The sequence below is a fragment of the Candidatus Ornithobacterium hominis genome, assembly GCF_951229915.1.
Lineage (GTDB): Bacteria > Bacteroidota > Bacteroidia > Flavobacteriales > Weeksellaceae > Ornithobacterium > Ornithobacterium hominis.
This window is the reverse complement of record NZ_OX579588.1, coordinates 467967-493985: the sequence shown is the minus strand read 5'-3', so window position 1 is coordinate 493985 and position 26019 is coordinate 467967. Positions and strand designations below refer to the sequence as shown.

Annotated in this window: 24 protein-coding genes; 17 read left to right on the top strand and 7 right to left on the bottom strand. The window is 36.6% G+C overall.

Annotated elements, in window-relative coordinates; translation table 11 throughout:
- The 5 genes from QOX03_RS02255 to QOX03_RS02235 all read left to right on the top strand — a co-directional run bounded on the left by QOX03_RS02255 (nt 1) and on the right by QOX03_RS02235 (nt 4366).
- Nucleotides 1-966 (top strand): HlyD family secretion protein, encoded by a 966-nt coding sequence (locus tag QOX03_RS02255; protein WP_283671333.1) that lies wholly within the window; start codon nt 1-3, stop codon nt 964-966.
- Nucleotides 963-2129: an ABC transporter permease gene (locus tag QOX03_RS02250; RefSeq protein WP_283671332.1), complete on the top strand. Its 1167-nt coding sequence runs from the start codon at nt 963-965 to the stop codon at nt 2127-2129. Before QOX03_RS02255 ends, QOX03_RS02250 begins: the two co-directional genes overlap by 4 nt.
- Nucleotides 2130-2254: 125 nt before the next feature.
- On the top strand, nt 2255-2818 hold the full coding sequence (locus QOX03_RS02245; protein ID WP_283671331.1) for a Crp/Fnr family transcriptional regulator: 564 nt from the start codon (nt 2255-2257) through the stop codon (nt 2816-2818).
- 134 nt (nt 2819-2952) lie between these two features.
- The gene (mnmA, locus tag QOX03_RS02240) at nt 2953-4152 is read left to right on the top strand and encodes a tRNA 2-thiouridine(34) synthase MnmA (protein ID WP_283671729.1); all 1200 of its coding nucleotides are present in this window, start codon (nt 2953-2955) and stop codon (nt 4150-4152) included.
- Nucleotides 4153-4195: 43 nt separating this feature from the next.
- Complete coding sequence (locus tag QOX03_RS02235; protein WP_165846435.1) at nt 4196-4366, top strand: hypothetical protein; 171 nt, start codon at nt 4196-4198, stop codon at nt 4364-4366.
- Between the two features lie 326 nt (nt 4367-4692).
- Here the strand turns inward: QOX03_RS02235 and QOX03_RS02230 are convergent, their stop codons facing one another.
- Entirely contained in the window at nt 4693-6417 is a 1725-nt protein-coding gene (locus QOX03_RS02230) for a phage tail-like protein (protein ID WP_283671330.1), read from the bottom strand.
- A 584-nt stretch (nt 6418-7001) separates the two neighbouring features.
- Nucleotides 7002-9803: an excinuclease ABC subunit UvrA gene (gene uvrA, locus QOX03_RS02225; protein WP_283671329.1), complete on the bottom strand. Its 2802-nt coding sequence runs from the start codon at nt 9801-9803 to the stop codon at nt 7002-7004.
- Between the two features lie 150 nt (nt 9804-9953).
- On the opposite strand from uvrA, the gene QOX03_RS02220 reads away from it, so the two are divergent.
- The 5 genes from QOX03_RS02220 (at nt 9954) to rimM (ending at nt 13904) form a co-directional block, all read left to right on the top strand.
- Nucleotides 9954-10415 carry a single-stranded DNA-binding protein gene (locus QOX03_RS02220; RefSeq protein ID WP_283671328.1) on the top strand — a complete coding sequence of 154 codons (462 nt, stop codon included), beginning with the start codon at nt 9954-9956 and terminating at the stop codon, nt 10413-10415.
- Between the two features lie 26 nt (nt 10416-10441).
- Nucleotides 10442-11791: a gliding motility-associated protein GldE gene (gene gldE / locus QOX03_RS02215; protein WP_283671327.1), complete on the top strand. Its 1350-nt coding sequence runs from the start codon at nt 10442-10444 to the stop codon at nt 11789-11791.
- Complete coding sequence (gene gldD / locus QOX03_RS02210) at nt 11775-12341, top strand: gliding motility lipoprotein GldD (RefSeq protein ID WP_283671326.1); 567 nt, start codon at nt 11775-11777, stop codon at nt 12339-12341. Before gldE ends, gldD begins: the two co-directional genes overlap by 17 nt.
- Nucleotides 12342-12893: 552 nt before the next feature.
- Nucleotides 12894-13385 carry a 30S ribosomal protein S16 gene (locus tag QOX03_RS02205; protein WP_119058224.1) on the top strand — a complete coding sequence of 164 codons (492 nt, stop codon included), beginning with the start codon at nt 12894-12896 and terminating at the stop codon, nt 13383-13385.
- The gene (gene rimM, locus QOX03_RS02200; RefSeq protein WP_119059525.1) at nt 13386-13904 is read left to right on the top strand and encodes a ribosome maturation factor RimM; all 519 of its coding nucleotides are present in this window, start codon (nt 13386-13388) and stop codon (nt 13902-13904) included. It abuts the gene before it with no gap.
- Between the two features lie 17 nt (nt 13905-13921).
- Here the strand turns inward: rimM and QOX03_RS02195 are convergent, their stop codons facing one another.
- The 4 genes from QOX03_RS02195 to QOX03_RS02180 all read right to left on the bottom strand — a co-directional run bounded on the left by QOX03_RS02195 (nt 13922) and on the right by QOX03_RS02180 (nt 16023).
- Nucleotides 13922-14188 carry a CinA family protein gene (locus tag QOX03_RS02195; protein WP_283671728.1) on the bottom strand — a complete coding sequence of 89 codons (267 nt, stop codon included), beginning with the start codon at nt 14186-14188 and terminating at the stop codon, nt 13922-13924.
- Nucleotides 14189-14361: 173 nt separating this feature from the next.
- Complete coding sequence (gene lipA, locus QOX03_RS02190) at nt 14362-15234, bottom strand: lipoyl synthase (RefSeq protein WP_283671325.1); 873 nt, start codon at nt 15232-15234, stop codon at nt 14362-14364.
- Nucleotides 15235-15283: 49 nt separating this feature from the next.
- Nucleotides 15284-15829, bottom strand: coding sequence for an RNA polymerase sigma factor (locus QOX03_RS02185; protein WP_283671324.1), 546 nt, complete (start codon nt 15827-15829; stop codon nt 15284-15286).
- Nucleotides 15826-16023 (bottom strand): membrane or secreted protein, encoded by a 198-nt coding sequence (locus QOX03_RS02180; protein WP_283671323.1) that lies wholly within the window; start codon nt 16021-16023, stop codon nt 15826-15828. The genes QOX03_RS02185 and QOX03_RS02180 overlap by 4 nt, the downstream gene beginning before the upstream one ends.
- Nucleotides 16024-16175: 152 nt before the next feature.
- On the opposite strand from QOX03_RS02180, the gene QOX03_RS02175 reads away from it, so the two are divergent.
- The 7 genes from QOX03_RS02175 (at nt 16176) to QOX03_RS02145 (ending at nt 23323) form a co-directional block, all read left to right on the top strand.
- Entirely contained in the window at nt 16176-17153 is a 978-nt protein-coding gene (locus tag QOX03_RS02175) for an endonuclease/exonuclease/phosphatase family protein (RefSeq protein WP_283671322.1), read from the top strand.
- Between the two features lie 58 nt (nt 17154-17211).
- Complete coding sequence (locus QOX03_RS02170; protein WP_283671321.1) at nt 17212-17439, top strand: helicase HerA-like domain-containing protein; 228 nt, start codon at nt 17212-17214, stop codon at nt 17437-17439.
- Nucleotides 17440-17457: 18 nt separating this feature from the next.
- The gene (locus QOX03_RS02165; protein WP_283671320.1) at nt 17458-18768 is read left to right on the top strand and encodes an exonuclease domain-containing protein; all 1311 of its coding nucleotides are present in this window, start codon (nt 17458-17460) and stop codon (nt 18766-18768) included.
- Nucleotides 18737-19444, top strand: coding sequence for an LOG family protein (locus QOX03_RS02160; RefSeq protein WP_283671319.1), 708 nt, complete (start codon nt 18737-18739; stop codon nt 19442-19444). Before QOX03_RS02165 ends, QOX03_RS02160 begins: the two co-directional genes overlap by 32 nt.
- 131 nt (nt 19445-19575) lie before the next feature.
- The gene (locus QOX03_RS02155) at nt 19576-21051 is read left to right on the top strand and encodes a polysaccharide deacetylase family protein (protein WP_283671318.1); all 1476 of its coding nucleotides are present in this window, start codon (nt 19576-19578) and stop codon (nt 21049-21051) included.
- 41 nt (nt 21052-21092) lie between these two features.
- Nucleotides 21093-22007: an ABC transporter ATP-binding protein gene (locus QOX03_RS02150; protein WP_283671317.1), complete on the top strand. Its 915-nt coding sequence runs from the start codon at nt 21093-21095 to the stop codon at nt 22005-22007.
- Nucleotides 22008-22009: 2 nt separating this feature from the next.
- Complete coding sequence (locus QOX03_RS02145) at nt 22010-23323, top strand: ABC transporter permease (RefSeq protein WP_283671316.1); 1314 nt, start codon at nt 22010-22012, stop codon at nt 23321-23323.
- A 96-nt stretch (nt 23324-23419) separates the two neighbouring features.
- On the opposite strand, the gene mutS is transcribed toward QOX03_RS02145, so the two are convergent.
- A complete protein-coding gene (mutS, locus tag QOX03_RS02140) occupies nt 23420-26011 on the bottom strand; it encodes a DNA mismatch repair protein MutS (protein ID WP_119058212.1) in 2592 nt (863 codons plus the stop codon).
- Between the last annotated feature and the right edge of the window lie 8 nt (nt 26012-26019).

Genomic DNA, 26019 nt, shown 5'->3' with positions numbered 1-26019 from the left:
ATGAAAAATAAAGGAGTGATTTTTGGAATTTTGGGCGTCTTTTTATGCTTCTCCGCTTGCAGCCCAGAAAAAAGAGAAAAACCAATAGAAGGTAAAGCTAAAAAAGAAAGCATTTCCTTTTCACCCAAAGTGACAGGAAGAGTTTTAGAAATTTGGGTGAATGAAGGTGACTTGGTACAGAAAGGCGACACCCTAGCTATACTAGACGTGCCTGAAGTTTCTGCCAAAATAGCTCAAGCTAAAGGTGCTATAGAGGCTGCTAATGCCCAAATGCAAATGGCTAAAAACGGAGCTACAAAAAATCAAATTCGGCAACTGAGGGCTAAACAAAAAGGGCTACAAGAGCAATATGATTATGCTAAAAAATCACTGAATAGAGCTGATAACATGTTCAGAGACAGCTTAATGTCTCCACAAGCTCATGATGAGATTTTCGCTAAATACCAAGGTGCTAAAGCTCAGCTAGATGCAGTAAATGCTGAACTGAATGATGTGCTGAACGGAACTCGCTATGAAAAAATTGAAATGACGCAAGGCCAAGCTAATCAGGCAAAAGGTGCGTTGCAAGAAGCTAACATCGCTTATTCTGAACGCTTTGTTATAGCTACCAACGCTATGGAGTTGGAAACCATTACACTGCACCCAGGTGAGTTGGCTACGGCTGGTTACCCTTTGTTTAACGGCTACATTCCCTCAACCACTTATTTCAGATTTACGATTCCTGAAAGTAAAATTGCTGCTTACCCCAAAGGTACTGAGGTTGCCCTAGAAGTGGTATACAATCAACAGCAAATAAAAGGTAAAATCGTAAACATCAAGCAATTGACAAGATATGCTGATATTACAACTGCTTTCCCTGACTACCAAATGGAAGAGGCTGTATATGAAATTAAAATTTTACCTCAAAAACAACAGGAAACACAAGATATTTTGGCTAACGCTCAAGTGATTTTAAAAGAAAAATGAAACAGTTCTTATACCTTATCAAACGAGAATTTAAATTATTCCTAAAAAATGAAACGCTGAGAAATGTTTTTCTTTTAGCTCCACTGGCATACGCGCTCATTATTGGCTTCACTTACCAGCAAGGGAAAACAGAAAATCTACCTGTGATTGTCATCAATCATGATCTCTCTCCTCTTTCCTTTCAGGTAGTGGAAATGCTACAAGACAATAAAAACATCGAAATACTAGAATATCAGCTAGAACCTGCCAGCATCAAAAATGAAGTCATCAAAACTGAGGCAGCAGCTGTCGTTGTGATACCCGAGAGATTTGAAGCTCATATGCTACAAAAAAAGTACCCAGAAATTAATGTCTACGTAAATACATCCAATATTTTAACAGCAAATTTTGCCAGTAAAGCCATACAACTGGTCTTGGGGACATTCTCTGCTGGAGCAGAGATAAAAAGCATACAACGAAAAGGCACGAATGCTGAAATAGCAAAAATGAACTACGAGCCTTTCAAGACCAATTACATTACTTTATTCAATACCAGTAGTAATTACCTGATTTTCATGTGGCCAGCCATGATGGCTGTAGTATTGCAACAAGTCATTCTTTTGGCAATGGCAATTAGTTTTTCAGAGGAGTTCAAACGAGATTCCTTCATTCAAGATTTCACGGGGAAATACCAATACACCGCATTGGTCATGGTAATAAAGAACTTACCGATTTGGACTTTTTCATTGGTCAATCTTTTAGTTTTTTACGGTATCGGGAAGTTTTTTATGATTCCTATGCCACAAAATCTTTTATACTTTGCCATTACCACCGTTTTATTTATCGTAGCGTGTGGGAATCTCGGCGTCATGGTAAGTATTTTGTTGCCCGATGCGCTCAAAATCACTCAAATTCTAATGGTAATTGCCTCGCCAGCTTTTCTCATCAGCGGCTACACTTGGCCTCGTAGTGCTATGCCCACCTTTGTACAAGCCATTACAGACATTATACCACTCACACCTTATCTAGAAGCGATGAAAATCCTTTTTATTCAAAATGGTGAGAGCGTGTTGACACACCCGTACATTATCCATCTACTGATTCTCGGTTGGATTTATTTTCTTATCGGCTGGTTGGCTTTAAAAATTAAAATCTTTAGATTGGTGAGAGCTCTAAAAAATTAGAATAAATCTTAAAATTTTTAAAGGCTTAGAAAATTTTTGAGAAAAAGTCAGATCAGATTTCTGAGGAATAGCTAGTTTTTTTTGAGAAAAAGTCTTTTTTGCTACTTTTGCCGAAAATTAAACGGGTGCACTTATTAGAACTTATTTCTCAACATTTGAAGATTGATGAGCATATCGAGCACTTCTTCCGAGAAGAAACCGAAACCAAAACCTATTCTAAAGGAGAAATCTTAACGCATCAAAATTCTTACAGCCAAAAGGTTTTCTTCATGGAAAAAGGTTTGGCTCGGGTATTCTATTACGAAAACGGCAAAGATATTACGACCAACTTTTACCCAGAAGGCAGAGTCTTCGGGAACATCGATACCATCTTCACGCAAAAACCCACCCAATACAACATCGAAACCTTAGAGGAAAGCACCATTACTTTTTGTAATTATGAGAAGCTAAATCAATTGTGCGAGGTTTCACTGCCTGCAGCCAACTTTAGCCGCTACTTGCTCGGTAATTTGATGACTCAGCTCATTACCCGACTGGCTTCGTTACAACACACGACTGCCAGAGAAAGATATGCACAACTCCTCAGCGAAAATCCCAACATTATACTTCGCGCACCACTGGGCATGGTAGCTTCTTATCTCGGCATATCGCAAGAAACCTTGAGTAGAATCAGAAGTAAAGAGGTTTAATCCCCTAATTTCCCTCTAAAAATCCAAATAATTTCAACTTATATTTTAAGGAAAGTTAAATAAATTTTAAGAGTTTTCGCTAAGCTTTAAAAAATTCATTCCCTGAAATAAACGTATCTTTGCAAAAAATTTTTATCGTGAGCAAAAAGGTAGTCGTTGGGCTTTCAGGCGGGGTAGATAGTAGTGTAGCGGCGTTGTTGCTTCAGCAGCAAGGCTATGAAGTGATCGGACTTTTTATGCGCAATTGGAACGATGCCAGTGTAACACTCGAGGACGATTGCCCTTGGGTGGAAGATAGTGCCGACGCGCTGCTGGTCGCAGAGAAATTAGGTATCCCCTTCCAAGTAATTGATATGAGCGATATTTACAAAGAACGCATCGTAGACTACATGTTTGCCGAGTATGAAGCAGGGCGTACGCCCAACCCTGATGTGCTCTGCAATCGTGAGATAAAGTTTGATGTTTTCTTAGAAACAGCACTCAATCTCGGCGCTGATTTTGTAGCTACGGGACACTATTGCCGCAAAGCAGAATGGGAAAAAGATGGTGAAAAAGTTTATCGTCTCTTAGCAGGCAAAGACCAGAATAAAGACCAAAGTTATTTCTTATGCCAGCTCAATCAATTTCAGCTATCAAAGGCTCTATTCCCAATTGGTGAGCTACAAAAAAGCGAAGTTCGTGCATTGGCTCGGGCGCATGATTTGGCAACGGCAGATAAAAAAGATAGCCAAGGGCTTTGCTTTATTGGCAAAGTGAGTTTACCCGACTTTTTACAGCAACAGCTGCAACCAAAAAAAGGCGACATTATTGAAATTTCTTCGGATTTTGAGGCTTACCAAAAATCTCAAAGCTTGGATGAAATAAATTTTTTAAGCCTTGAAAAATTTTCTAAAAATTTTGTTTACCAGCCTACTGACGGGCAAAAAGTAGGTGAACACCAAGGAGCTCATTACTTCACCAACGGGCAACGCCGAGGCTTAGGCGTGGGCGGAAAAGTGGAGCCCGTGTTTGTGCTGGCAACCGATGTAGAAAAAAATATCATCTACGTAGGAGAAGGGAAAAACCACCCAGGGCTGTGGCGGAAAGTGCTTCGGGTGGCAGCCGAAGATATACACTGGATTCGTGAAGATTTGGCGCTACAAAATAATGGCGACTACATGGAGGTTTCTGCACGGATTCGCTATCGTCAACCACTACAAAAAGCCAAGCTTTACCTCTTTCACCAGCAGCTTTTTTTGGTATTTGAAGAGTCTCAAAGCTCCATTACTGCTGGTCAATTTGCCGCTTGGTATATGGATGATGAATTGCTGGGAAGTGGTGTAATTGCTGAATAACGGCACATTATTTGTTTCATAATTTCAATAAAAATTAAGTGTTATGAATAAGAACAACGAGAAATCAAAAGACGAAATCGTAAAACCTGAAGATAGGGAAACAAATCAATCAAAAAAAGAGTCTGCCATTAATAAAACAGCAACGGAGGGCGAAAAAATTAACCCAAAAGAAACAGCTAAAAGAGAACATAATTTACCTAGAGATACAGCTTAATGGCTCTCATTTAGAATTTCAAGGGTAGTATCCCATAAACTGTGTTAGTTAAAAAGTTATTCTGAAAAATTTTGAACCTTTTCTAGTTCAAAAAAAATTTTCGGCAATAACTTTTTATTATTTTTTAAACCTACATAATTATGATCAACAAAGATGAATTATTAAACAACAAGGAATTTTACAAGCCTTTAAAAATGGACGATACCTGCCCAAAATTGGGATATTGTTCTTAACCAATTTATGCTTATTTTTGACAAAAGGGCTCAGATTATAAATCCAAGCCCTTAACTTTTTAACTTACACAGTTTGTGTTGGGTAGTGTCTTTTTATTCATGTTTGATGCAACGAACATGGACTCTATACTGGTCAGCAAGACCTGACAAATACACATTACTTGGATTAGCCATAAATCTAGTATTTCTTTCTAGCGTCCAAATTAATAAATCTATATGTGAAGAAACTAATTTTAATTTAGAATTAAATACTGCTTTTCCATTTAATCTATTTAGATACTCTAATTCTTTTCGTATTTCATCAGTTTTTGGGGGTCTATAACCTTGAGGGCAAGGGTTATTTGCTCCATCCACTTCCCAAAGTTTTCCCCATTCTGCTTTGTTATTATTTAAATAATCCTCCTCAACCCAATTATATTTTCTGTCTACAACAGGTATCTCTTCTTTTGACAATTGATTATAAATTAACTTTGAATGATTTGGAGAAAAATTTTGAGCTAAATCATAAATTACTTCTGAATTACGTTTATGTTCATCATTTTGTATTGATGTAAGTTCATGCCCATCTGAATCTCTACGGTATTGAAATAAACTCCCAAAAGCATATTTATCATCCATCGTTTTGGCTTGCTGATTTGGGTTAAATACATCAGAATCTGTTCTATTATATTCCGCACCCAAATTGTTGTTTAGCCATGTTCTTCCTGTTGGGGAAACTATTGGCATATACACAAAATTATGCTTAGTATTCTCATTAAATTTTTTATCAGGAATCCCCCCAAAAGCATACAAATCATAGGTTCCCTTCTCGGTATTATTTAATTTGACAGGAATTTGAGCAATTAATATTCTCTCACCTAAAGCAACTTGAGGCAAAGTTAAATCATTGCCGTCTGCACTTGTAATTTTTGCCTTGATGACGCCCTTCCCTATATCTAAATTCCCTTCTTCATAAGATAATTTTATTTTTCGTTCTGCCCCTGTAATGTCAGTCAGTGTAACTTCCTCTGAGGTATAGGCTAAGTAATTTCCCTTCCCGTTCGTGAATGGAATTTCTACAATTAGAGGTGAATTGCTAGAAATAATCTTGCTAATATCGATAGGGCTTGCTAATTTATCATCTTTTACTAAAAAGTACTCTTGCTCCATTTTACCAAAATCAGCGGTACCACCATCTCCTCTACCTTTTTCTAAAGTTTCTCCTTCTGGCATTGACTTATCTACAGTTAAAGTAAAACTTGCAGAGCTATATTGATCATATGTTAAAGTAAATACAGCATCTCTCCAGTTTGTACCAGAAATTCCATATTCTAAATCAACACTGCTATTGGCGGGTATCGATACATTATCATTTTGCCCATAATTAACGTATTGAGCTACTCCATCTACTTTTACAAAACTTAAATCTATTCCTGTTAATTGACTACTTGTATTGTTAGTTACTCTAAAAACAACTTTATGAGTATTCGGATTGTTTGCTTCTCTGTATTTAAAATTCCCGATAAAACCAACAGGCTCAATGGAAACTGTTTGTACGTTTTTAGCTGTAGCTACACATTCCCATGCTGGTGCGATGGGCGTCCCAACGTTTAATTCATGACACTTTAAATCAGTATTGTAAATCATCAATCCCTGCTCTGGTTTCACAAAAGCGTTACGCTCTGTCGTATTTACTTTAGGAATTAAAAGCCCACTTACAGGGTCTTGAGTATTGGCTTTGATTTCTAATGTTGCCTTTGGGTTTTCTGTGTTAATGCCCACCTGAGCGGTGACCGCAACCGCTGATAATACGGCTAAAGAAAATAATAATTTCTTCATTTATTTTATTTTTTTTGGTTAATTTTTTATTGATTTATTCTTTTCTTAATTAAATTTTTGCTATTTTTTTCAACTTTTTTTTGCTTCTTCATTTAGAAAGAGCCCCAACCCGTGAGGCTCTTCTTTTTGAAGAAATTACTACTCTCACACAGGTGAAAATAGAAAAACCGCACAAGATTTTCTTGCACGGCTTTGCGGTTCGCTCCCGCAGGGAAGCAATAAATTATTGTAAGTTATTGATAATGAGTTGTTTAGCTCATTACTTGTGTGTGTGTGTGTGTGTTTACACTTTATTTTGGAACTAACAAATTTCATTTGTTAAAATTTCGTTATTTTTTTGTTAAAAATTTCCGTTGAGATTTTTCTCTTTTCTCAACCTGCCCGCAAATGTATTTTACGTTTTTGAATTATGCAAATTTGTTTTTTTTGAGGCAGAGGATTTTTTTTAAGGCTTTAGAAATTTTTGAGAATATAATTGAATATATTTTTTTCAGGCTTAATTTTTTTACTTGCCCATTTTGACCGATTGAACGAACATAATTTATTTCAAAATTCAACATTTAAAATTCAAAATAAGCCTGAGCCTAAATCTTCAATTTCTCGGCTAAATATTTGCTGGTATGGCTTTTTTTCGCTTTTATAATTTCTTCAGGAGTTCCGCTGGCTACTATTTCCCCGCCTTGTTTCCCGCCTTCTGGGCCCAAATCTAGCAAATAATCTGCTGATTTGATGATGTCAGGGTGGTGTTCTATCACCCACACACTGTGCCCGTTTTCAATCAAGGCACGTAATGAAATCAGCAACTTTTGAACGTCATGAAAATGCAATCCTGTAGATGGTTCATCAAAAATAAAAAGTGTTTTCTTCGCATTATTGCCTTTGGTGAGAAATGATGCTAACTTGATGCGCTGTGCCTCGCCGCCAGATAATGTGCTGCTCGATTGCCCTAACTGCACATAGCCCAAGCCAACGTCTTGCAGGCTCTGGAGCTTCTCGGCAATTTTAGATTGTTGATTTTCTTTAAAAAATTCAATTGCATCGTCTACCGTTAGGTGAAGCACATCAGAGATATTTTTACCTGCAAATTTAACATCAAGTATTTCATCTTTGAAGCGTGTCCCGTGGCACTGGTCGCATTCTATCGTCACGTCTGCCATGAACTGCATCTCTATTGTGATGCTTCCTTCGCCTTGGCAAACTTCACAACGTCCTCCCTCTACGTTGAATGAAAAATGCTTGGTTTTATAGCCACGCATTTTGCTCAGTTTTTGCTCAGCAAAGAGTTTTCTAATGTCGTCATAAACTTTGATATAGGTTACAGGATTGGAGCGAGAGGATTTACCAATCGGGTTTTGGTCTATATATTCCAAGGCTTTGATTTGCTTTACTGCACCTTGAATTTTTTCAAAATCACCGATATTTTGACTGTAAATTTCTAGTTCTCGCTCTATTGCTGGGGCAAAAATATCTTGAATCAGCGTGCTTTTCCCCGAGCCGCTCACTCCCGTGATGACGGCCATAGCGTGCAGCGGCAGGCGAGCCGTGATGTTTTTGAGATTATGCTCTCGTGCTCCCGTCACTTCTACAAAGTCATGCAAAGTTGCTCTTTCTTTTGGCACGGGGATTTCTCTTTTCCCGTTGAGGTATTGTGCCGTTAAGGTATCTGTTTTCAGCAATTCATCATAGGTCCCTGCAAAGACGACTTCTCCCCCGTTTGAACCAGCTTCTGGCCCAATGTCTACAATGAAGTCTGCAGCTTTCATTACGTCCTCATCATGTTCTACGACAATCACAGTATTGCCTAAATCTCTTAATTTTAATAAAACTTTGATGAGATTTGCAGTATCTCTAGAATGTAGCCCAATGGAAGGTTCATCTAGAATATACATGCTCCCTACCAAAGAACTTCCTAGGGAAGTCGCTAAGTTAATTCGCTGTGATTCCCCGCCTGAAAGAGTATTGCTGGTTCGGTTGAGTGTCAGATAGTTCAAGCCTACATCTAGTAAAAATTGAATACGAGATTCAATTTCCAACAAAATTCTTTTGGCTACTTTCTTTTGATGTTCTGAAATTTCTAAAGCCTTAAAAAATTCTTGTAATTCATTCAGCGGTAAATCTACTAAATCCGAAATGTTTTTTTGGTTGATTTTCACGTAATCGGTTTCTTTTTTCAGGCGTTTGCCTTGGCAACTTGGGCAAGTGGTTTTTCCTCGATACCGAGCAAGCATTACCCGATATTGAATTTTGTAGGTATTTTCCTCCAGCATTTGAAAAAATCCATTAATGCCTTGCCACGTGCCTTGCCCGTCCCATAGAGTTTTCTTCTGTGCTGGGGAGAGCTGATAATAAGCCTTATGAATCGGGAAATCTAATTTCTCTGCTGCTCGAATTAATTCTTTTTTCCATTCGCTCATTTTATCGCCTTTCCAGGCGGCTACGGCGTCTTCATAAATGCTTAAATTTTTGTTGGGAACGACTAGATTTTCATCAATTCCCAAGATTTTCCCATAGCCTTCGCAGGTAGGGCAAGCCCCGAGCGGGTTGTTAAAACTAAAGAAATGTAAACTCGGCTCTATAAAGCTAATGCCATCGAGTTCAAATTTATTGGAGAAGACTTGCTCTTTATTCCCATCAGGCAAGTGAACCATCATCTCGCCATGCCCTTCATAAAAGGCTGTTTGAATGCTATCTGCCAAACGATGATAAAAATCTTCGTCATTTTTTGTTACCACACGGTCTATCACGAGATTTAATTTCATGTTTTCCTGTGGCTGAAAGCTAAAATCAATTAAATCTTGAATTTTTTGCGTATTGCCATCTATGTCTACACGTGCAAAACCTTGTTTTTGCAAAACATCTAATTGCTGCTGAAAATCACGCTCTTCTGGAATCAAAAGTGGTGAAATTATATTCACATTTGTATTTTCTGGCAGTGATTGAATGTAATTAACAACATCTGTCACGGTATCTTTGGTCACTTTTTTGCCACTCACAGGAGAATAAGTTTCGCCAATACGTGCAAATAATAATTTCAGATAATCATAAATTTCTGTGCTTGTGCCAACGGTAGAACGAGGATTCACTGAATTAACTTTTTGCTGAATGGCAATGGCGGGTGCAATACCACGAATTTGGTCTACTTGAGGTTTATCTAGCCGCCCCAAAAATTGACGCGCATAAGAGGAAAGGCTCTCCACATAGCGACGCTGCCCCTCAGCATAGAGCGTATCAAAAGCCAAAGAAGATTTCCCCGACCCTGAAAGCCCCGTGATGACAATAAGTTTGTTTTTGGGTAGAGTTAAATGAATGTTTTTCAGGTTGTGCAGTTTCGCTCCCTCGATTTGGATGTGTTTCTTTGAATTAAATGTCTCCACTGATTTTGCCATAGGTTGGATTAGTGATTCTATGCAAAATTACTGATTTTTTACGTTGGAAAGAAAGAAGAAAAAAAGGTATTTTTTTTAAGGCTTAGAAAAATTTTACTAAATTCACAATCACAATTATTTTTTATATTTGCAATATAAGTTATAAGAATTATGAGTGGTTCAGTTAATAAAGTTATATTAGTAGGAAATTTGGGAGACGATGTGAAAATACATCATTTTGATGAGAGCAATTGCCTCGGTCGTTTCCCCATAGCTACCAACGAATTCTATACTACACGTGAAACTGGCGAAAGAGTGACCCAAACTGAATGGCACAATATCGTGACTCGCAACAAGTTAGCTGAGCTTTGCGGCAAGTATCTCTCTAAAGGAGATACGGTGTATGTGGAAGGGAAATTAAAAACCCGTAAATGGGATGACAATGGGAACACTCGCTATTCGACTGAAATTCATGCTTCTAGCATTCAGTTTCTGAGTACTAAAAATTCTAGCGGAAATAACGTTGCGGGTAAGGAGGGTAATTTTACGGCTTCTCAATCTTCTGTTTCTGTGGCGAGCGAGAAAACAAGTGATTTTGACCAAGAAGACGATACTGATGATTTGCCTTTCTAAATTGATATTGAACTAATTTCGATATTTTGGAAACAGAACTCTCGAGTTTATTTTTATTCCCGCTAAGCATTAGCTTTATTGATTTTGCTAGCATCTTCTTACTATTGATACTTTTAGTCCTCTCTGCATTGTTATCTGGTTCAGAAGTTGCTTATTTCTCTTTGAAGAAGAAAGATATAATAAAAGCTCGCGATAAGAAAACTCATCGTATAGAATCCATCGAGAAATTACTCCGCAACAAGCAAAAGTTGCTTTCCACAATATTGATAGGCAACAACTTTGTCAACATTTGCATCGTTTTATTATCCACCTATATTTCAACCACATTTATTCATCCATATTTAGAAGATTTTTCTATTTTAGGTTGGAATTTAGTTCTATTATTCGACATTGTCGTTATTACATTTTTACTTTTGCTATTTGGAGAGATTATCCCCAAAATTTATGCTGGGCTAAATCAGTTAAGCTTTGCACAGCTCACCGCTCCCCTACTCCAGTTTGTAGGCATGCTCACTCGCCCAATTGGTGCTCCGCTTCTTTGGTTTAGCAATTTACTTGAAGGTAAAATCAAACCAGGAAGCACAATTTCGGTAGACCAGCTCTCCCAAGCCTTAGAAATCACACAAGAGGATGAAATGACTACCAACGAAGAGCAAAAAATTTTAGAGGGTATTGTGAATTTTGGCAATACCGAAACCCGTGAAATTATGACGCCTCGTGTGGACGTTTTTAGCCTTTCGCTGGACGATACCTACCCTGAGGTGCTCAAGAAAATTTCATCAAAAGGCTTTTCTCGTGTGCCCGTCTACGACAAAAGTATTGATGAAATTAGTGGCGTTCTATATGCAAAAGATTTGTTGCCGTACCTCAATGAGGTAGATTTAAATTGGAATTCGCTCTTGCGAAAAGCTTTTTTTGTTCCTGAAAATAAAAAACTAGATGATTTACTAGCGGATTTTCAAGAAAGGAAAATTCACATGGCCATCGTGGTAGATGAATACGGTGGAACTTCTGGTTTAGTGACCTTGGAAGATGTGATGGAGGAAATCGTAGGAGATATTTCTGATGAATTTGATGATGAAGATATTTATTTCTCTAAATTAGATAATGATAATTTTATTCTTGAAGGAAAAACAGGTCTGAAAGACTTTTTCCGAATCATGGAGGTAGAAGAAGAAGATTTGTTTGAAGAACACAAAGGAGAAGCAGAAAGCCTAGCTGGTTTTGTACTCGAAATCAATGGGGAAACGCCTAATCGACGGCAGAAAATTAATTTCTACAACTACAGTTTCACCATCGAATCTATCGACAAAAAAAGGATTAAAAGAATAAAAGTCAGCCGAATGCCTACAACTCATAATGAAAGTAACGATTAATTTTATTTATTTTTTTTTAAGCCTTATTTTTTTTTCATGTTCAAGAGACAAAGAACTACCTAAACCTTTTGGGCATTTGCGCCTAGCTTACGCCGAACCGCGTTTTTCTAATTTCGAAAAACCTTGCGCTTTTAAATTCCAAGTAGCTGATTTTTCTCAAATCAAAAACAAAGAGAGAAATTGTAGTTTTGATATTTATTACCCTCGACTCAAGGCTACAATTTATCTCACTTATGAACCTATAAATCAAAACTTAAATGCTTTGATAGACGACGCCGAAAAATCAGTGTACGAACCACACACTTCTCGCGCTTCCTACATCAAACCTCAACTCATCATTCGCCCCAACGAAAAGGTTTATGGCACATTGTATGAACTTGGCGGGAATGCGGCCTTAAATTACCAATTTCACCTGACCGATAGCACACTGCATTTTCTGCGTGGTGCTTTGTATTTCAACGCTTACCCCAATCCTGATTCTCTAGCTCCAGCAAAAGATTATATGCTAAAAAATATTCAACATTTGATGGAAACGTTAGAATGGAAATGAAAGTTTGATTCAGAGACTATTTAATTTTATAAGCCTTAGAAAATTTTGTGAGTAGTTGGTGGCTGTGAGTTTTTAGGTTTTGGGATAAAAATTCTACTCCGTTAAGAATATCAATTTTATCTTTTATATAATTCACGGTGTATTTTTTTTAATTTATTCTAAATAAAAAGAATTTATTATGTTTTTGCACTACACATGATTAAAGTCATAAAAAAGAACAGTCTCAAAACCAATTGATTGAAGATTAGTTATTAGATTTTTGTTGTTGATTAGCAGTGAAGAATAAATATCTCCCTTGCATATTGTAGTGAGTAAAGTCGAGCTGTCTTTTTTTGAAGATGAGCTTTTTCAATTCACATTTAAAAGTTGTATTATGTCTTGGCTTTAAATATTATTATTCTTTCTCTCTACTTGATACTTGCTGAGAACTAATAATGAATCACTAAAGTTTTTATATTAAATTCCCTCTATTCAAAATATTTTTCATATATTCGCGTTTTGAATTTAAAATTTTTATTAATCGGGGACAGAGATCCTCAAAATTAAAAGATTATGGCTGTAAAAATCAGATTACAGAGACACGGTAGAAAAGGTAGACCTTTTTATCACATTGTTGTAGCAGATTCTCGCGTAAAGAGAGATGGTAAAATCATCGAAAGATTGGGCTCTTACAATCCCATTACCAACCCTGCCACCATCGAATTAGATATTGATAAATCAGTGGCATGGCTACAGAAAGGAGCTCAACCCACCAACACAGCAAAATCTATTTTGTCTCATCAAGGTGTTTTATTAAAAAAACATCTTCTAGGTGGTGTTGCTAAAGGTGCTTTTAATGAAGAAGAAATGGAGAAGCGCTTCAATGCTTGGTTAGAAGAAAAAGAAAACACAATCAACCAAAAACGCGAAGGTTTATCTAAAGCGAAAGAAGAGGAAAAACAAAAACGCCTAGACGCTGAGAAGAGAATTGCTGAAGCCCGTGTAGTAGTAGCGGAAGAAGTAACAGAAGAAGCTCCAGAGCAATCTGCTAGCGAAGAAGAATAGATGAACAAAAAAGATTGCTACTACTTAGGTACAATTACAAAAAAAATAGGTTACCAAGGTGATTTAAATCTATTTTTAGATACTGATGAACCTGAAAATTACATTAATTTGGAATCAATACTCATTGAGAGAGATGGGTTATTGGTTCCTTTCTTTTTAACGAAAGCAGAATTACACCGTAATACCCATTTGAAAATTCATCTGAAAGATGTTGATGAGCCTGAACGTTTCATCCATCGAGATGTGTTTTTACCGCTTTCTACTTTACCCCCGCTCTCTGGGCAACGCTTTTATTTTCATGAAATTATTGGTTTACCTGCCATCGATGAAAATCAAAATCGTATTGGCGAAGTTTCTGATGTGATAGACAGTCAAACTCAGGCTTTGTGTGTCATCAAAAATGATGAAGATAAAGAGATTTTGATTCCTTTGATTGACGAATTTATCATTGCATTCAATCGCGAAAAGCAATACATTCAATTTCAAGTTCCAGAAGGTTTACTAGACATCTTCTTGTAAAAAGATATAAAATTTTTCTAAGGCTTTAGAAAAATTATTTTTTGTGTAAACTCAGTACGAGATTGATTTTCTAAATAAAAAAAATAAGCTTTAGTCTGTTTTTTAGATGAAATTCCAACCCATGCTGTGCCAACGGCACTGCCAAATTCATCTTCACTTGGGCCAGCAACTCCTTTCTCCTTTATCAATTCTTTTGGATTATGTAAATATTGATTTTTAATGTGTGAATGATAAGCTACAATTCCACCGATGAAATAAGCTGAACTTCCGTGGCATTCAGTCAGTCGGCAGCTAAAGCACCTGAAGTGTAACTTTCTGCAACTGCCAAAGTTTTCTCATTTCTTTGGAGGAAAATTCTGATTTCTCTTAATTTACTTTATAGTTTCATTGAGGCTTATCAGAAATTTCAACTGTTTTTTTTAAAAGCTTAAAAAATAATTCTTCTAGTTACTCTAATTTAAAGAATATGTTTCTCTGCATGATAAGAAGAACGTACCAAGGGGCTGCTCTCTATATGACGAAAACCTTTTAATGATTCAGCAAAAACTTTTAAATCATTGAATTCCTCTGGCGTTACAAATCGTTTTACTGGTAAATGTTTTTTAGACGGTTGTAAATATTGTCCAATGGTAATCACGTCTACACCAGCATCGTGAACGTCTTGTATCGTGTGGTAAACTTCATCCATATCCTCTCCCAGCCCGAGCATAATCCCCGTCTTGGTACGTCGTTGCCCTTTGTCTTTTAAGTATTTTAACACACCGAGACTTCTATCGTATTTTGCTTGAATTCTAACTTCTCTTGTCAATCGGCGAACGGTTTCCATATTATGAGAAATCACCTCAGGTTGTACGGCAATCAGGCGGTCGATATGTCTTCCTATCCCTTGGAAATCGGGAATCAATGTTTCCATTGTTGTTCCAGGGCTAATTCGCCGAACGGCATCTACCGTTTCTGCCCAAATGATGGAGCCCATATCTTTTAGGTCATCTCGGTCTACCGAGGTCAAAACTGCATGTTTTATGTCCATCAGTTTGATGGAGCGAGCCACTTTCTCTGGTTCAGCCCAGTCTACAGGTAGAGGTCTACCCGTTTTTACTCCACAAAATCCACACGAGCGTGTACAGACGTTTCCTAAAATCATGAAGGTAGCTGTTCCTTCCCCCCAGCACTCCCCCATGTTGGGACAACTCCCACTTTGGCAAATTGTATTTAATTTATAGTTGTCTACCGTTTCTCGTAACTCTTTAAATTTTTTGCCTGTTGGCAACTTTACCCTTAGCCACTTCGGTTTGGTAGCATGCGTTCTCTCTTGTACCTGTTCTGCCATATCAATCTTTCTAATTCAAATTTACAAAATCCCGTCAAAAGAATGAAATTTACATAGAAATAGAGTCTTCTAATAATTTTTTTGCGCGTAGCAACCTCACTTTCACGTTAGAAAGTGTTAAATTTAAAGCTTCTGCAATTTCTTTATACGTTTTATCTTCCAAATACCTCAACTCAATCACTTCTCTATAGATTGGGGGCAAGTTTTCTATTTCTGCATTTAGCTTTTTTGCGTTTTGTTTAGAAATAAGGTATTGCTCTGGGCTGGGCATTGCAGCCTCTATATCTATGGGATTCAGCTCATCATCTAGCGATATATTATTATGTTTTTTTTTGCGTAACTGGTCAATCATCGTATTGTAGGCAATCGCCTTTACCCAAGTATAAAAATCAAAATCATCATTGTACAACTTTAATTTCTTGAACACTTTAGTAAACGTACGAATCGTGATGTCTTCTGCTTCGGCTTTATTATGAGTTTTACTAAGAATAAAATAATAAATCTTATCCCAAAAAAGATTCATCAACGTATTCTGAGAACGCTGAATTCCTCTTTTGCTTTCTTGTATAATCTGATAAAGTTCTATATTGCTCAAGAAACAGATGCCTGGTTTTCACAATTTTCGGGCATTTTACCACAATAGCCACATGCCTCTCCTTCTTTGTTGAGATGCGGATTTTGGCTAGCACAAGTCCCCGCAAACTTTCCGTCTTTTTGGGCCCAAATTTTAATGGCAATTCCAGCCACTGCAAATAAAAGTAAAGCGATGGTAACTAATAAGATTTTCATAATTTTAAACTTATTACAAAGTTACTAATTGTTATTGTAATCTGGAATTAAAGCTCTTTTTTAACCTTTTATAAACATAGTTTTTTCAAGGCAAAAATTATTATTTTTTTTTAAGGCTTAAAAAATTTTATAGTTTTGCTGTTTGAAGAATAATGCGCCAGCTACTGCTACCGATACACCTATTTCTCTTAGCGCTTTGCTATGCTTGCCTACTCAATCAGTTTGTGGGGCCTAATGCTACGACTTTATTTCAGTTTTTAGCATTAGGATTTCCGATTCTCATTTTCATCAATACCTTACTGATTTTTCTTTGGATTTTCATCAAAGCTAAATACGCCTTATTTTTTTTAGTCGCATCATCGCTATTAGTCATTCCATTGAATCGAATTTATCATTTTTACGGTAAAGAAAAGGTAGAAAAGCCTAACTTTAAAGTTTTAAGCTACAACGTTCATTATTTTTATGATAACCATGCGGGAATCAAAGAAATGTTAAAAGAAGAAAGTCCTGATTTAATTTTCCTTCAAGAAATCGGTGCAAATGCCGAGTCCGTTTTACCTCAAGACGAAAAATATTACACCAGCAATTTCACTTGGTGGGGCATCGCCAGCAAATACCCAATCATTGAAATCAATCGTGCTTTTGATAAAAAAGAGAAAATCGAATGTTTTTATGCTGATATAAAAGTGCATGGAGATACCATCAGAGCCATTAATGTTTATTTAGAATCTTTCCATATCGAAAAAAAATTGGTGAAAGGCTTGATGGAAAAGAAAAGCTTTAAACCCAATGCTGTTAGAATTTATCAAAATTTAAACAAGGCTTTTAAAATTCACCAACGGGAAATCAATTTAATTCAGAAGTTTATTGAGCAAAGCCCACACCCAGTGATTGTAGGTGGAGACTTCAATGCTGTACCGAATTCTTATGAATATTTCAAAATAAAAAAAGGCTTAAAAGATACTTTTGTAGCAGGAGGTTCAGGGCTAGGAACGACTTTTCATAATTATAAGTTTCCTATCAAAATAGATTACATCTTTCTCGACCCACGCTTTCAGACGGCATCATTTGAAGTCAAAAGGGTAGATTATTCCGACCATTTCCCAATTCTTGCAGAAATCAAACTCTAAATAAAAGCTTACAATTGCAACATATTTTTATCTTTGAGGAATTAATACTTTTAAGTCTATGAATTCTCAAGATTTTATTCAAGAAATCTCAAAAGGCTATACGCTCAAGGGGAAATTTTTCACGCTGAGCAAAGGGGAATTTCAAAATGAAATCGAACCAAAAGCTAGCGTTAACATTCCACTCAAAACCCTAAATCGCCATGGCTTAATTGCTGGTGCTACTGGAACGGGAAGGACTAAAACACTACAAATTATCTTTGAAAAAAAAATCCTAAGTGGGAATTGAAAAAATTTACAGAAAAAGATGAATTTTGCCATTCTAGACATCGAAGCCACTGGCGGGAAAAAGGGGACTGAAAAAATCATTGATATTGCCATCTACCAATTTGATGGTGAAAAGGTTACCGACCAGTTTGCCAGTATGGTAAATCCCGAGCGTGAGATTGATAAATTTGTTCAGAACTTGACGGGTATTACGCAAAAAATGGTACGCCGAGCTCCCAAATTTCATGAACTTGCCAAAAGAATTGTGGAAATCACAAAAGATTGTGTGATTGTAGGCCACGGCGTAGATTTCGACTACCGAATGCTGCGGCAAGAATTTCAATCTTTGGGTTATAATTTTGAGCATAAAACTTTAGATACGCTAACACTCAGTCATCAATTTTTGCCCAATCTCGAAACTTATTCTTTGGGTAAACTATGCAAAAACCTGGGCATCCCCTTGGCGGATAGGCATCGTGCCGCTGGGGATACGCGAGCAACTCTAGAATTATTTAAAATTTTACTCAAAAAAGATAAAACCAAAAATATCATCAAAGCCTTTGGGCAAAATGACCCGAAGAGCAAACAGCAGATTTCTAAATTGCTCCAATTACAGAGAAACCTGCCAACGCAGAGTGGCATCTACTATTACCTAGATGCCGATGGCAAAATTTTTTACCTGCAAGCTGCAAGAAATATTCAAAGGTCTGTAAACCAAGATTTTACAAACACAAGCAAAAAGAGCTTACACATCCAAACACGCGTGAAGGAGGTTCATTTTGAAATTACTGGAAGTTTTTTTATCGCCCTTCTTATGCAAATGGAAGAAGAAATCAATCATCAAAATTTAATCAAAAACAAGCAAAATTATTTTAAATTTGGATTATTTTTAAACCCAACAAGAATAGAAAAATTAAATACCACCGAGGGTATCCCTTTTCTGATTTTCCCAACAAAAAACAAGGCTTATAAAGCTTTAGACTCATGCGAGACGACGGAAGAAAATTTGGGAAATAATGAAGAAATTTCTCAAGGCTTAAAAAATATCACTTCTAATGAAAATCATTTTATCCTCATCGACAAAGGCCGAACTGCGGAAGAGAAATCCTTCATCGAGATTGAAAAAAATGAAATTCTAGGTTTCGGATTTTTTAAATTTTACAACCAATTGGAGGAGACCTCCGTTCGGCATGCTATCTTAGTCCCTGTGACATCACAAGAAATAACGCCAGCATTGGTACGCAGTTGGCTAAATTTTCATCATTTCAAACAAAAAATAAGTTTCAAACCAGGCGAAAACATTAAATTACCAAAAGAAAATGACAGAAAAAGATCAAAGAATTTCAGATAAATTCAGACAAAAAAATTGGAACGAAATTAAAATCAATGACTCTTGGATGATTTTCAAAATCATGGGAGAATTTGTGCGGGGGTTTGAAGGAATGTCTCGCCTCGGGCCGTGTGTGAGTATGTTTGGCTCTGCGCGTACGCAGGTAGATCACCGCTACTACGCTTTGGCAGAGGAAATTGCCTACGGCATTACTCAGATTGGCTTTGGCATCATCACCGGTGGCGGGCCCGGCATCATGGAAGCTGCTAACAAAGGAGCTCGCCGTGGCGGTGGGCAATCTATCGGGCTCGGGATTGAATTGCCCTTCGAGAGTGGCAATAATGAATTCATTGACAAAGATTTAAGTCATTCGTTTGATTATTTCTTTGTACGTAAAGTTTTACTAGTCAAGTATGCACAAGGTTTTGTCGTTTTACCTGGCGGATTCGGAACTCTGGATGAGCTTTTTGAAGCCATAACGTTGATTCAGACTGATAAAATTGGGCGATTCCCCATTGTACTCGTTGGTAAAAAATATTGGGGAGGGTTAATTGACTGGTTTAAAGACACTTTACTACAAGAAAGAAAAATTAGCGAAAAAGATTTAAAGTTGTTTCGTGTAGTTGATACGAGTGAAGAGGCTGTGGGGCACATCAAGGCTTTCTATGACAAATATACCGTAAAACAAAATTTCTAAAACTTTTAGCATCTGTTTAAATCCAATTAAATCTAAAATATGTTTGGATTTTGAAAAAAATTTGGAAATACCGCTCAAAAAGCTTTACTTGGCATTAGGTTTGAAAGATTTTTACTATAAAATATGCTTTTATGAATTGGCGATTTCTTATTGTTTTTTTTATTTTTATTTTTTTAACACAATGCAAGCTCAAAGAAAAAAATGACATCTCGGTAAAACCAGAAAAAATAGAAAATATTGCTGAAAAAGTCGCAGCAAAGGAAAACTTGCGTGTGGGAACTTTAAAAATTGGAAATCATAAGGAAGAAAATCGCTTGCTCGCTTCTTATCCCATCACAGCGTATAATTTCATTAATGCTAATGAGGAGAGATTCGCCTTGGATTTCATGAATCAATTTAAGTCAGAATTTGGAACGGCGTCAAATAAAAATCCAGAATTCATCACTGGAATAGACTTTATCCAAAATTTTAAAATTCCTTTTCAGAGTGAGAATTTCATCACCTTCCTGTACACGCGTTTCGCTTCTACTGGTAGTGACTACAATACCGTGCAGAGCACAGCAATTTATGATTTGAATGAGAAGAAAAAATTAACAATAGAAAATATCTTTAAAGATTTTGAAAGCTTTAAAAATTTTGCCATCAAAGTTCAGCAAATTGCAAAAGATTCTTTGACTCAGCGGCTGGAAAATCAAAAAAATCTACACCCCGAAGAGAAAAATCAACTGCAGAAGGACATCGAATCTCAAGTTACTGAAGGCACAAAAGCTCTTGAGAAAAATTATAACTCTTTCTACTTTACACCAGACAATCAATGGCATATTATTTTTAACCCAAACCAAATTGCTCCTAGACTTTTAGGGCGTTTAGAACTTCAATTTAAAAAAGAAGAAATTCAAGCGTATTTAAAACCCTCATTGGTAGAGAAAATCACACAAACGCCGCTACCCATTCGCTTAAAAAGTTTGAAATTTGAAGCGCCGAAAGCCAACGATTCTATTGATTGCTCTAAAGAGAATTGTGTTGCTTTGACTTTTGATAATGGCCCTTCTCAATTTACCGAGCAATTACTCGATACGCTCAAAAGTTACAATGCGCAGGCGACATTCTTTGTCATCGGTCAAAATGCTGAACATCAGCCAGATTTGCTTCGCCGTATTATTAATGAAGGTCATTTGATTGGGAATCAATCATTTAACCATAAAGATTTCACACGCATTTCAGCCAAAGAAATAAAATCAGAACTGGATGCTTCTGATGATCTTATAGAGGAAATTACTGGTTACCGCCCCGAATTTTTCAGGTTTCCCTATGATGCTTATACGCCTGAGATTTTAAAGATAATTGAGAAACCCGTTATTTCTTATACTTTAGATTCTAAAGATTGGAAGAATAAAAATGTAGATAGCTTGGTAAATACGCTCTCTCATCCGCCAAGAAATGGAATTATCTTGGCTCATGACATCAATGCTACTACGGTGAAAGCTCTAGCGAAGACTCTGCAGAATTATAGGGAGAACGGCACTCGTGTCGTTAGTTTAAAAAAGCTTTTGGCTCATCAAAAACTAAGGAAAAATCAACTATATTTTTCGGGCGAGAAAAAATAATTTTTTTTAAGGCTTAAAAAATTTTCAATAACTTGAACTCGATGGGAAATAACTTGCTCGTTGCAAAAAATGTGACCAAAGCTTATGGTAATAAAGTTGCGTTAAAAGATTTTAGCATACAAATTCCAAAGGCTTCTATCTATGGTCTGCTGGGCCCCAATGGAGCTGGGAAAACCACGTTTATAAGGATTATTAACCAGATCTCGGTGCCCGACTTTGGTGAAATGATTTTAGACGGGGAAAGACTTTCTGCCAAACATATTTCACAAATCGGCTATATGCCTGAAGAGAGAGGTCTCTATAAAAATATGAAAGTTGGAGACCAATGCATTTATTTGGCTCAACTGAAAGGCTTGAGTAAAAAAGAAGCTAAAAAAAGATTAAATTTTTGGTTTGAGAAATTGAATATTTCTGATTGGTGGGGCAGGAAATTAAGAGAGCTTTCAAAAGGAATGAGCCAAAAAATTCAATTTATCGTGACGGTATTACACGAGCCTAAATTATTGATTTTTGATGAGCCATTTAGCGGTTTTGACCCAGTGAATGCCAACATCATTCGCGATGAAATTCTAGAACTTCAAAAGAAAGGTGCTACGATTATTTTCTCTACACATCGCATGGAATCTGTAGAAGATTTGTGCGACCATGTCGCATTGATTCATCGTTCAGAGAAAATTTTGGACGGACCAATTCACTCTATCAAAGAAAAATTTAAACAAGAGGCTTATTGGGTGGAATTAAAAAATGTAAAATCTGATTTTTTTGAAGCCTTTAAAAATTCTCATCATTTAGAAAATATTGATGAACGGAATGACTTAAAAAAGTTTAAAATATTCCAAGAAAACCTTACATCTAGAGAATTAATTACCGAACTGAATGATTTGGGCGAAATCATTACATTTAGAGAAGAAATCCCGTCTATGAATCAAGTATTTTTAACCGCTGTAAATCAATAGAAATGAATCAAATCTTTTTGGTTACTCAACGGGAGTATTTTAATGAAATTAGAAAAAAGTCATTTATCTTGATGACGCTAGCTGTTCCTTTTTTGATGATGGCTTTTGTTTCAATCGTTGTTTTCTTGGGGCAAGCTAATCAAGAAACGATGAACATTGCGGTGGTAGATGAGAGTGGCTATTTTGCCTCGACGTTTCATTCTACCGAAAAGGAACGCTATGAGTACCGTCCCGTAGAGGATTTACGGGGGATGATGGACACGCTACAGACTAGTGATTTTTTACAAGGTATTTTGCATATTCCTAAAACAGACAGCAGTTTTCAAAACTTGAAATCAGATATTGATTTTGCTGCGAATAAGAGTTTAGGGATTTCTCAAATCAGTAAAATTCAAAGTAAACTTAGCGAACGACTGGAGTTTCTAAATTTAAAGAAAAAGGGGATTTCTGAGGAAATACTAGAAAAAGCTAAAGTCAATGTTAAATTGAACGTGACTCAACAGACGGCTTCTGGTGAAACGCAAAAAACTAATGAAACGCTAGAAGCCATCAAATCTGTTTTCTCTGGAATATTGATGTATGCCACTTTTACTTTTATCATGATGTACGGTGTCCGAGTAATGCGAAGCGTTTTAGAAGAAAAAAATAATCGTGTTGTTGAAATCATCATTTCATCAGTCAAGCCCTTTAATCTGATGATGGGGAAAATCTTAGGCACAACCTTGGTTGCCATCACTCAATTTGCTATTTGGATTGCACTGATTCTCTTTTTGATGTCAATTTTGCCTTTATTTTTGAGCGAATCTATATCAGAGGTTTCTGCCATAAACCCAGCAGCAGCTCAAGTAGAAAGTTTTCCAGAGCAAGTTAATGACGTTATTCAGTCTATTTTTACTTTAAATATTCCATTAATTATCAGTGTCTTTTTTATTTATTTCTTTTTGGGTTATATTTTTTACAGCTCGTTTTTTGCAGCAATTGGAGCCTCGGTAGAAAATGATAGCGAGACACAACAATTTATGTGGGTAGGCATTATGCCTTTACTTCTAGGTGTTTATGGTTCATTAAGTATTTTTGAGAACCCTGATGGCCCTGTTGGATTTTGGTTTTCGATGATTCCATTCACTTCGCCAGTAACGATGATGGCTAGAATTACCTATGGCGTACCCTATTGGCAATTAATTGTTTCCATTGCAATACTGATTTTATCTGTAATTTCGATGGTTTGGTTTGCTTCTAAAATTTATCGAGTAGGGATTTTAATGTATGGCAAAAAACCTTCGCTCAAAGAATGGATGAAGTGGCTTAGATATTGATTTATATAAACTTAGCCTCAATTTTTAGATTTCATATTTTTATTTTTTTTTAAGGCTTAAAAAATTTTAATGAAAAAGGTGGGCAAGATTTCATTCTCAGAAACCTAATTTTTTCTTAATTTCATTTAATTTCATTAGAGCTTCCACGGGTGTCAGTGTATCGATATCGGTATCACGTATCTCATCTCTAATGCTTTCTAAAATTGGGTCGTCCAGCTGAAAAAAACTCAATTGCATATTCTCCTGTGTTAATTTTTTCGTTTTTTTGTTTAGCTGGTCTCCGCCGTGCGAATTTTCTAAAACTTTTAGAATCTCATTTGCTCTCTTCACCACTGAGCGTGGCATTCCTGCCATTTCTGCCACATGAATTCCAAAACTATGCTCGCTACCCCCAGGCTGTAATTTCCTGAGAAACAAAATCTTGTTTTTGGTTTCTTTGATGCTGACATTATAATTTTTAATTCGTTCAAAACTCTTTGCCATTTCATTCAGCTCATGGTAATGTGTTGCAAATAGCGTTTTGGGTTTTCCCGAATGCTGATGCAAGTACTCTGTAATAGCCCAAGCGATAGAAATCCCATCGTAAGTGCTTGTTCCACGTCCAATTTCGTCTAAAACAATTAAGCTTTTTCCTGTAACAGAATTTAGGATTTGTGCTGTTTCATTCATTTCTACCATAAAGGTACTTTCACCTTGCGAAATATTGTCTGAAGCACCCACACGTGTGAAGATTTTATCGACCAAACTGATTTCTGCAGATTTAGCAGGTACATAACAACCCATCTGTGCCATGAGTACTATGAGAGCTGTTTGCCGAAGTAAGGCACTTTTACCCGACATATTGGGGCCTGTAATCATCACTATTTGCTGTTCTTTGTCGTCTAAATAAATACTGTTGGCAATGTATGGCGACTCCGTTGGCAGCTGTTGTTCTATCACGGGGTGGCGCCCATCGATGATTTGCAGTGCAGGATTGGAGCTTATTTTGGGTTTAACGTAATGATTTTTCTGTGCCAAATTGGCAAAATTCAACAGGCAATCAAGTTCAGCTACCGTTTTTGCAATTTTCTGAATTTCAGGTATTTTAGGCATAACTTGCTGAATCAAATCCTGAAAAAGTTGTGTTTCTAATTGAAGGATTTTCTCTTCCGCTCCTAAAATTTTATCTTCATAATCTTTTAATTCTGGAGTGATGTAGCGTTCTGCGTTCACCAAGGTTTGCTTTCGTATCCAGTTTTTGGGCACTTTACTTTTATGTGTATTTCTTACTTCTATATAATATCCATAGACATTATTAAAGTTTATTTTCAAATTTGAAATCCTTGTATTTTCTATTTCACGTAAGCGCATTTCTTCCATAAAATTTTCTGCGCCTTCCAAAATTTTTCGCAGCTCATCTAGCTCTTGTGAAACGCCTTTTCGTATTACATTTCCTTTGTTGATGAAATGAGGTGGGTCATCAGACAAGCTTTCTACCAAGGCTTCCCGAAGCTGAGACAGCGTATTGGGTTTAATCGGGATAAGATTCTTTTTTTGCAAATAATCTGATGGGATGTTATCTGAAATTTCTTGAACAGCGAATAGTGAATCGGTTAACTGCGTTAATTGTTTCGGTGTTATTTTCCCCGTAGCAATCTTGGAGCACAATCTTTCTAGATCTGCAATATTTTTCAAAGATTCCGCCAGACTTAGGCTTACATCGCTGTTTTCTAATAAATAATCTACCGTGTTGAGCCTTGCTTCTATCATTTTCTGGTCGTTGAGTGGCAAGGCAATCCAACGTCGGACTAAACGTGACCCCATGGGCGTAAGTGTATGATTTAGAACATCCAACAAAGAAACAGAATCTGGGTGAGGTGAATTGAATAGTTCTAAATTCCGTACGGTAAAGGCATCTAACCAAACGTATTTTTGATTAATAATACGCTGTAATACATTGATGTGCTGCAATTCAAAATGATGCGTCTCATCCAAATAAGCCATAACAGCCCCAGCAGCTACAATGCTCTCATTCATATCCTCTACTCCAAAACCTTTGAGTGATTTAGTCTTGAAATGTTGTGTTAATTTTTCATAGCCAAAACTATATTGAAAGGCCCAATCATCTAAGCCAAAGAGGCTGATGTGTGGGGGAATAAAGTCTATTTTTTGGTGTTTTTGGTAGATTATTTCATTTGGAGAAAAATTTTGAATTAATTTTAAAACTTCCTCTTGATTTCCCTCTTGCAAGAAAAATTCCCCCGTAGAAATATCTAATAAAGCGACACCAAATTGATTCTTTTGTGCATGAATCGCCATTAAAAAATTATTACGAGAAGATCCTATCACTTGGTCATTAAGTGCCACACCAGGTGTTACCAGTTCTGTAACGCCTCTTTTTACGATTTTTTTTGCTTGTGAAGCGTCTTCTAGCTGGTCACACACGGCAACACGATAGCCGGCACGTACTAATTTTGGCAAGTAACTGTCTAACGAATGATATGGGAAGCCAGCAAGTTCTGTGTGAGAGGAACCATTGGCTCGTTTCGTCAAGACAATATCTAAAATTTTTGATGTTTTTATGGCATCTTCACCAAAGGTTTCATAAAAATCTCCTACTCTAAACAACAAAATAGCATCAGGATATTTAGATTTTATCCCATTGTACTGCTTCATTAAAGGCGTCGCTTTTGATGTTTTTTCACTCATTTAAACAC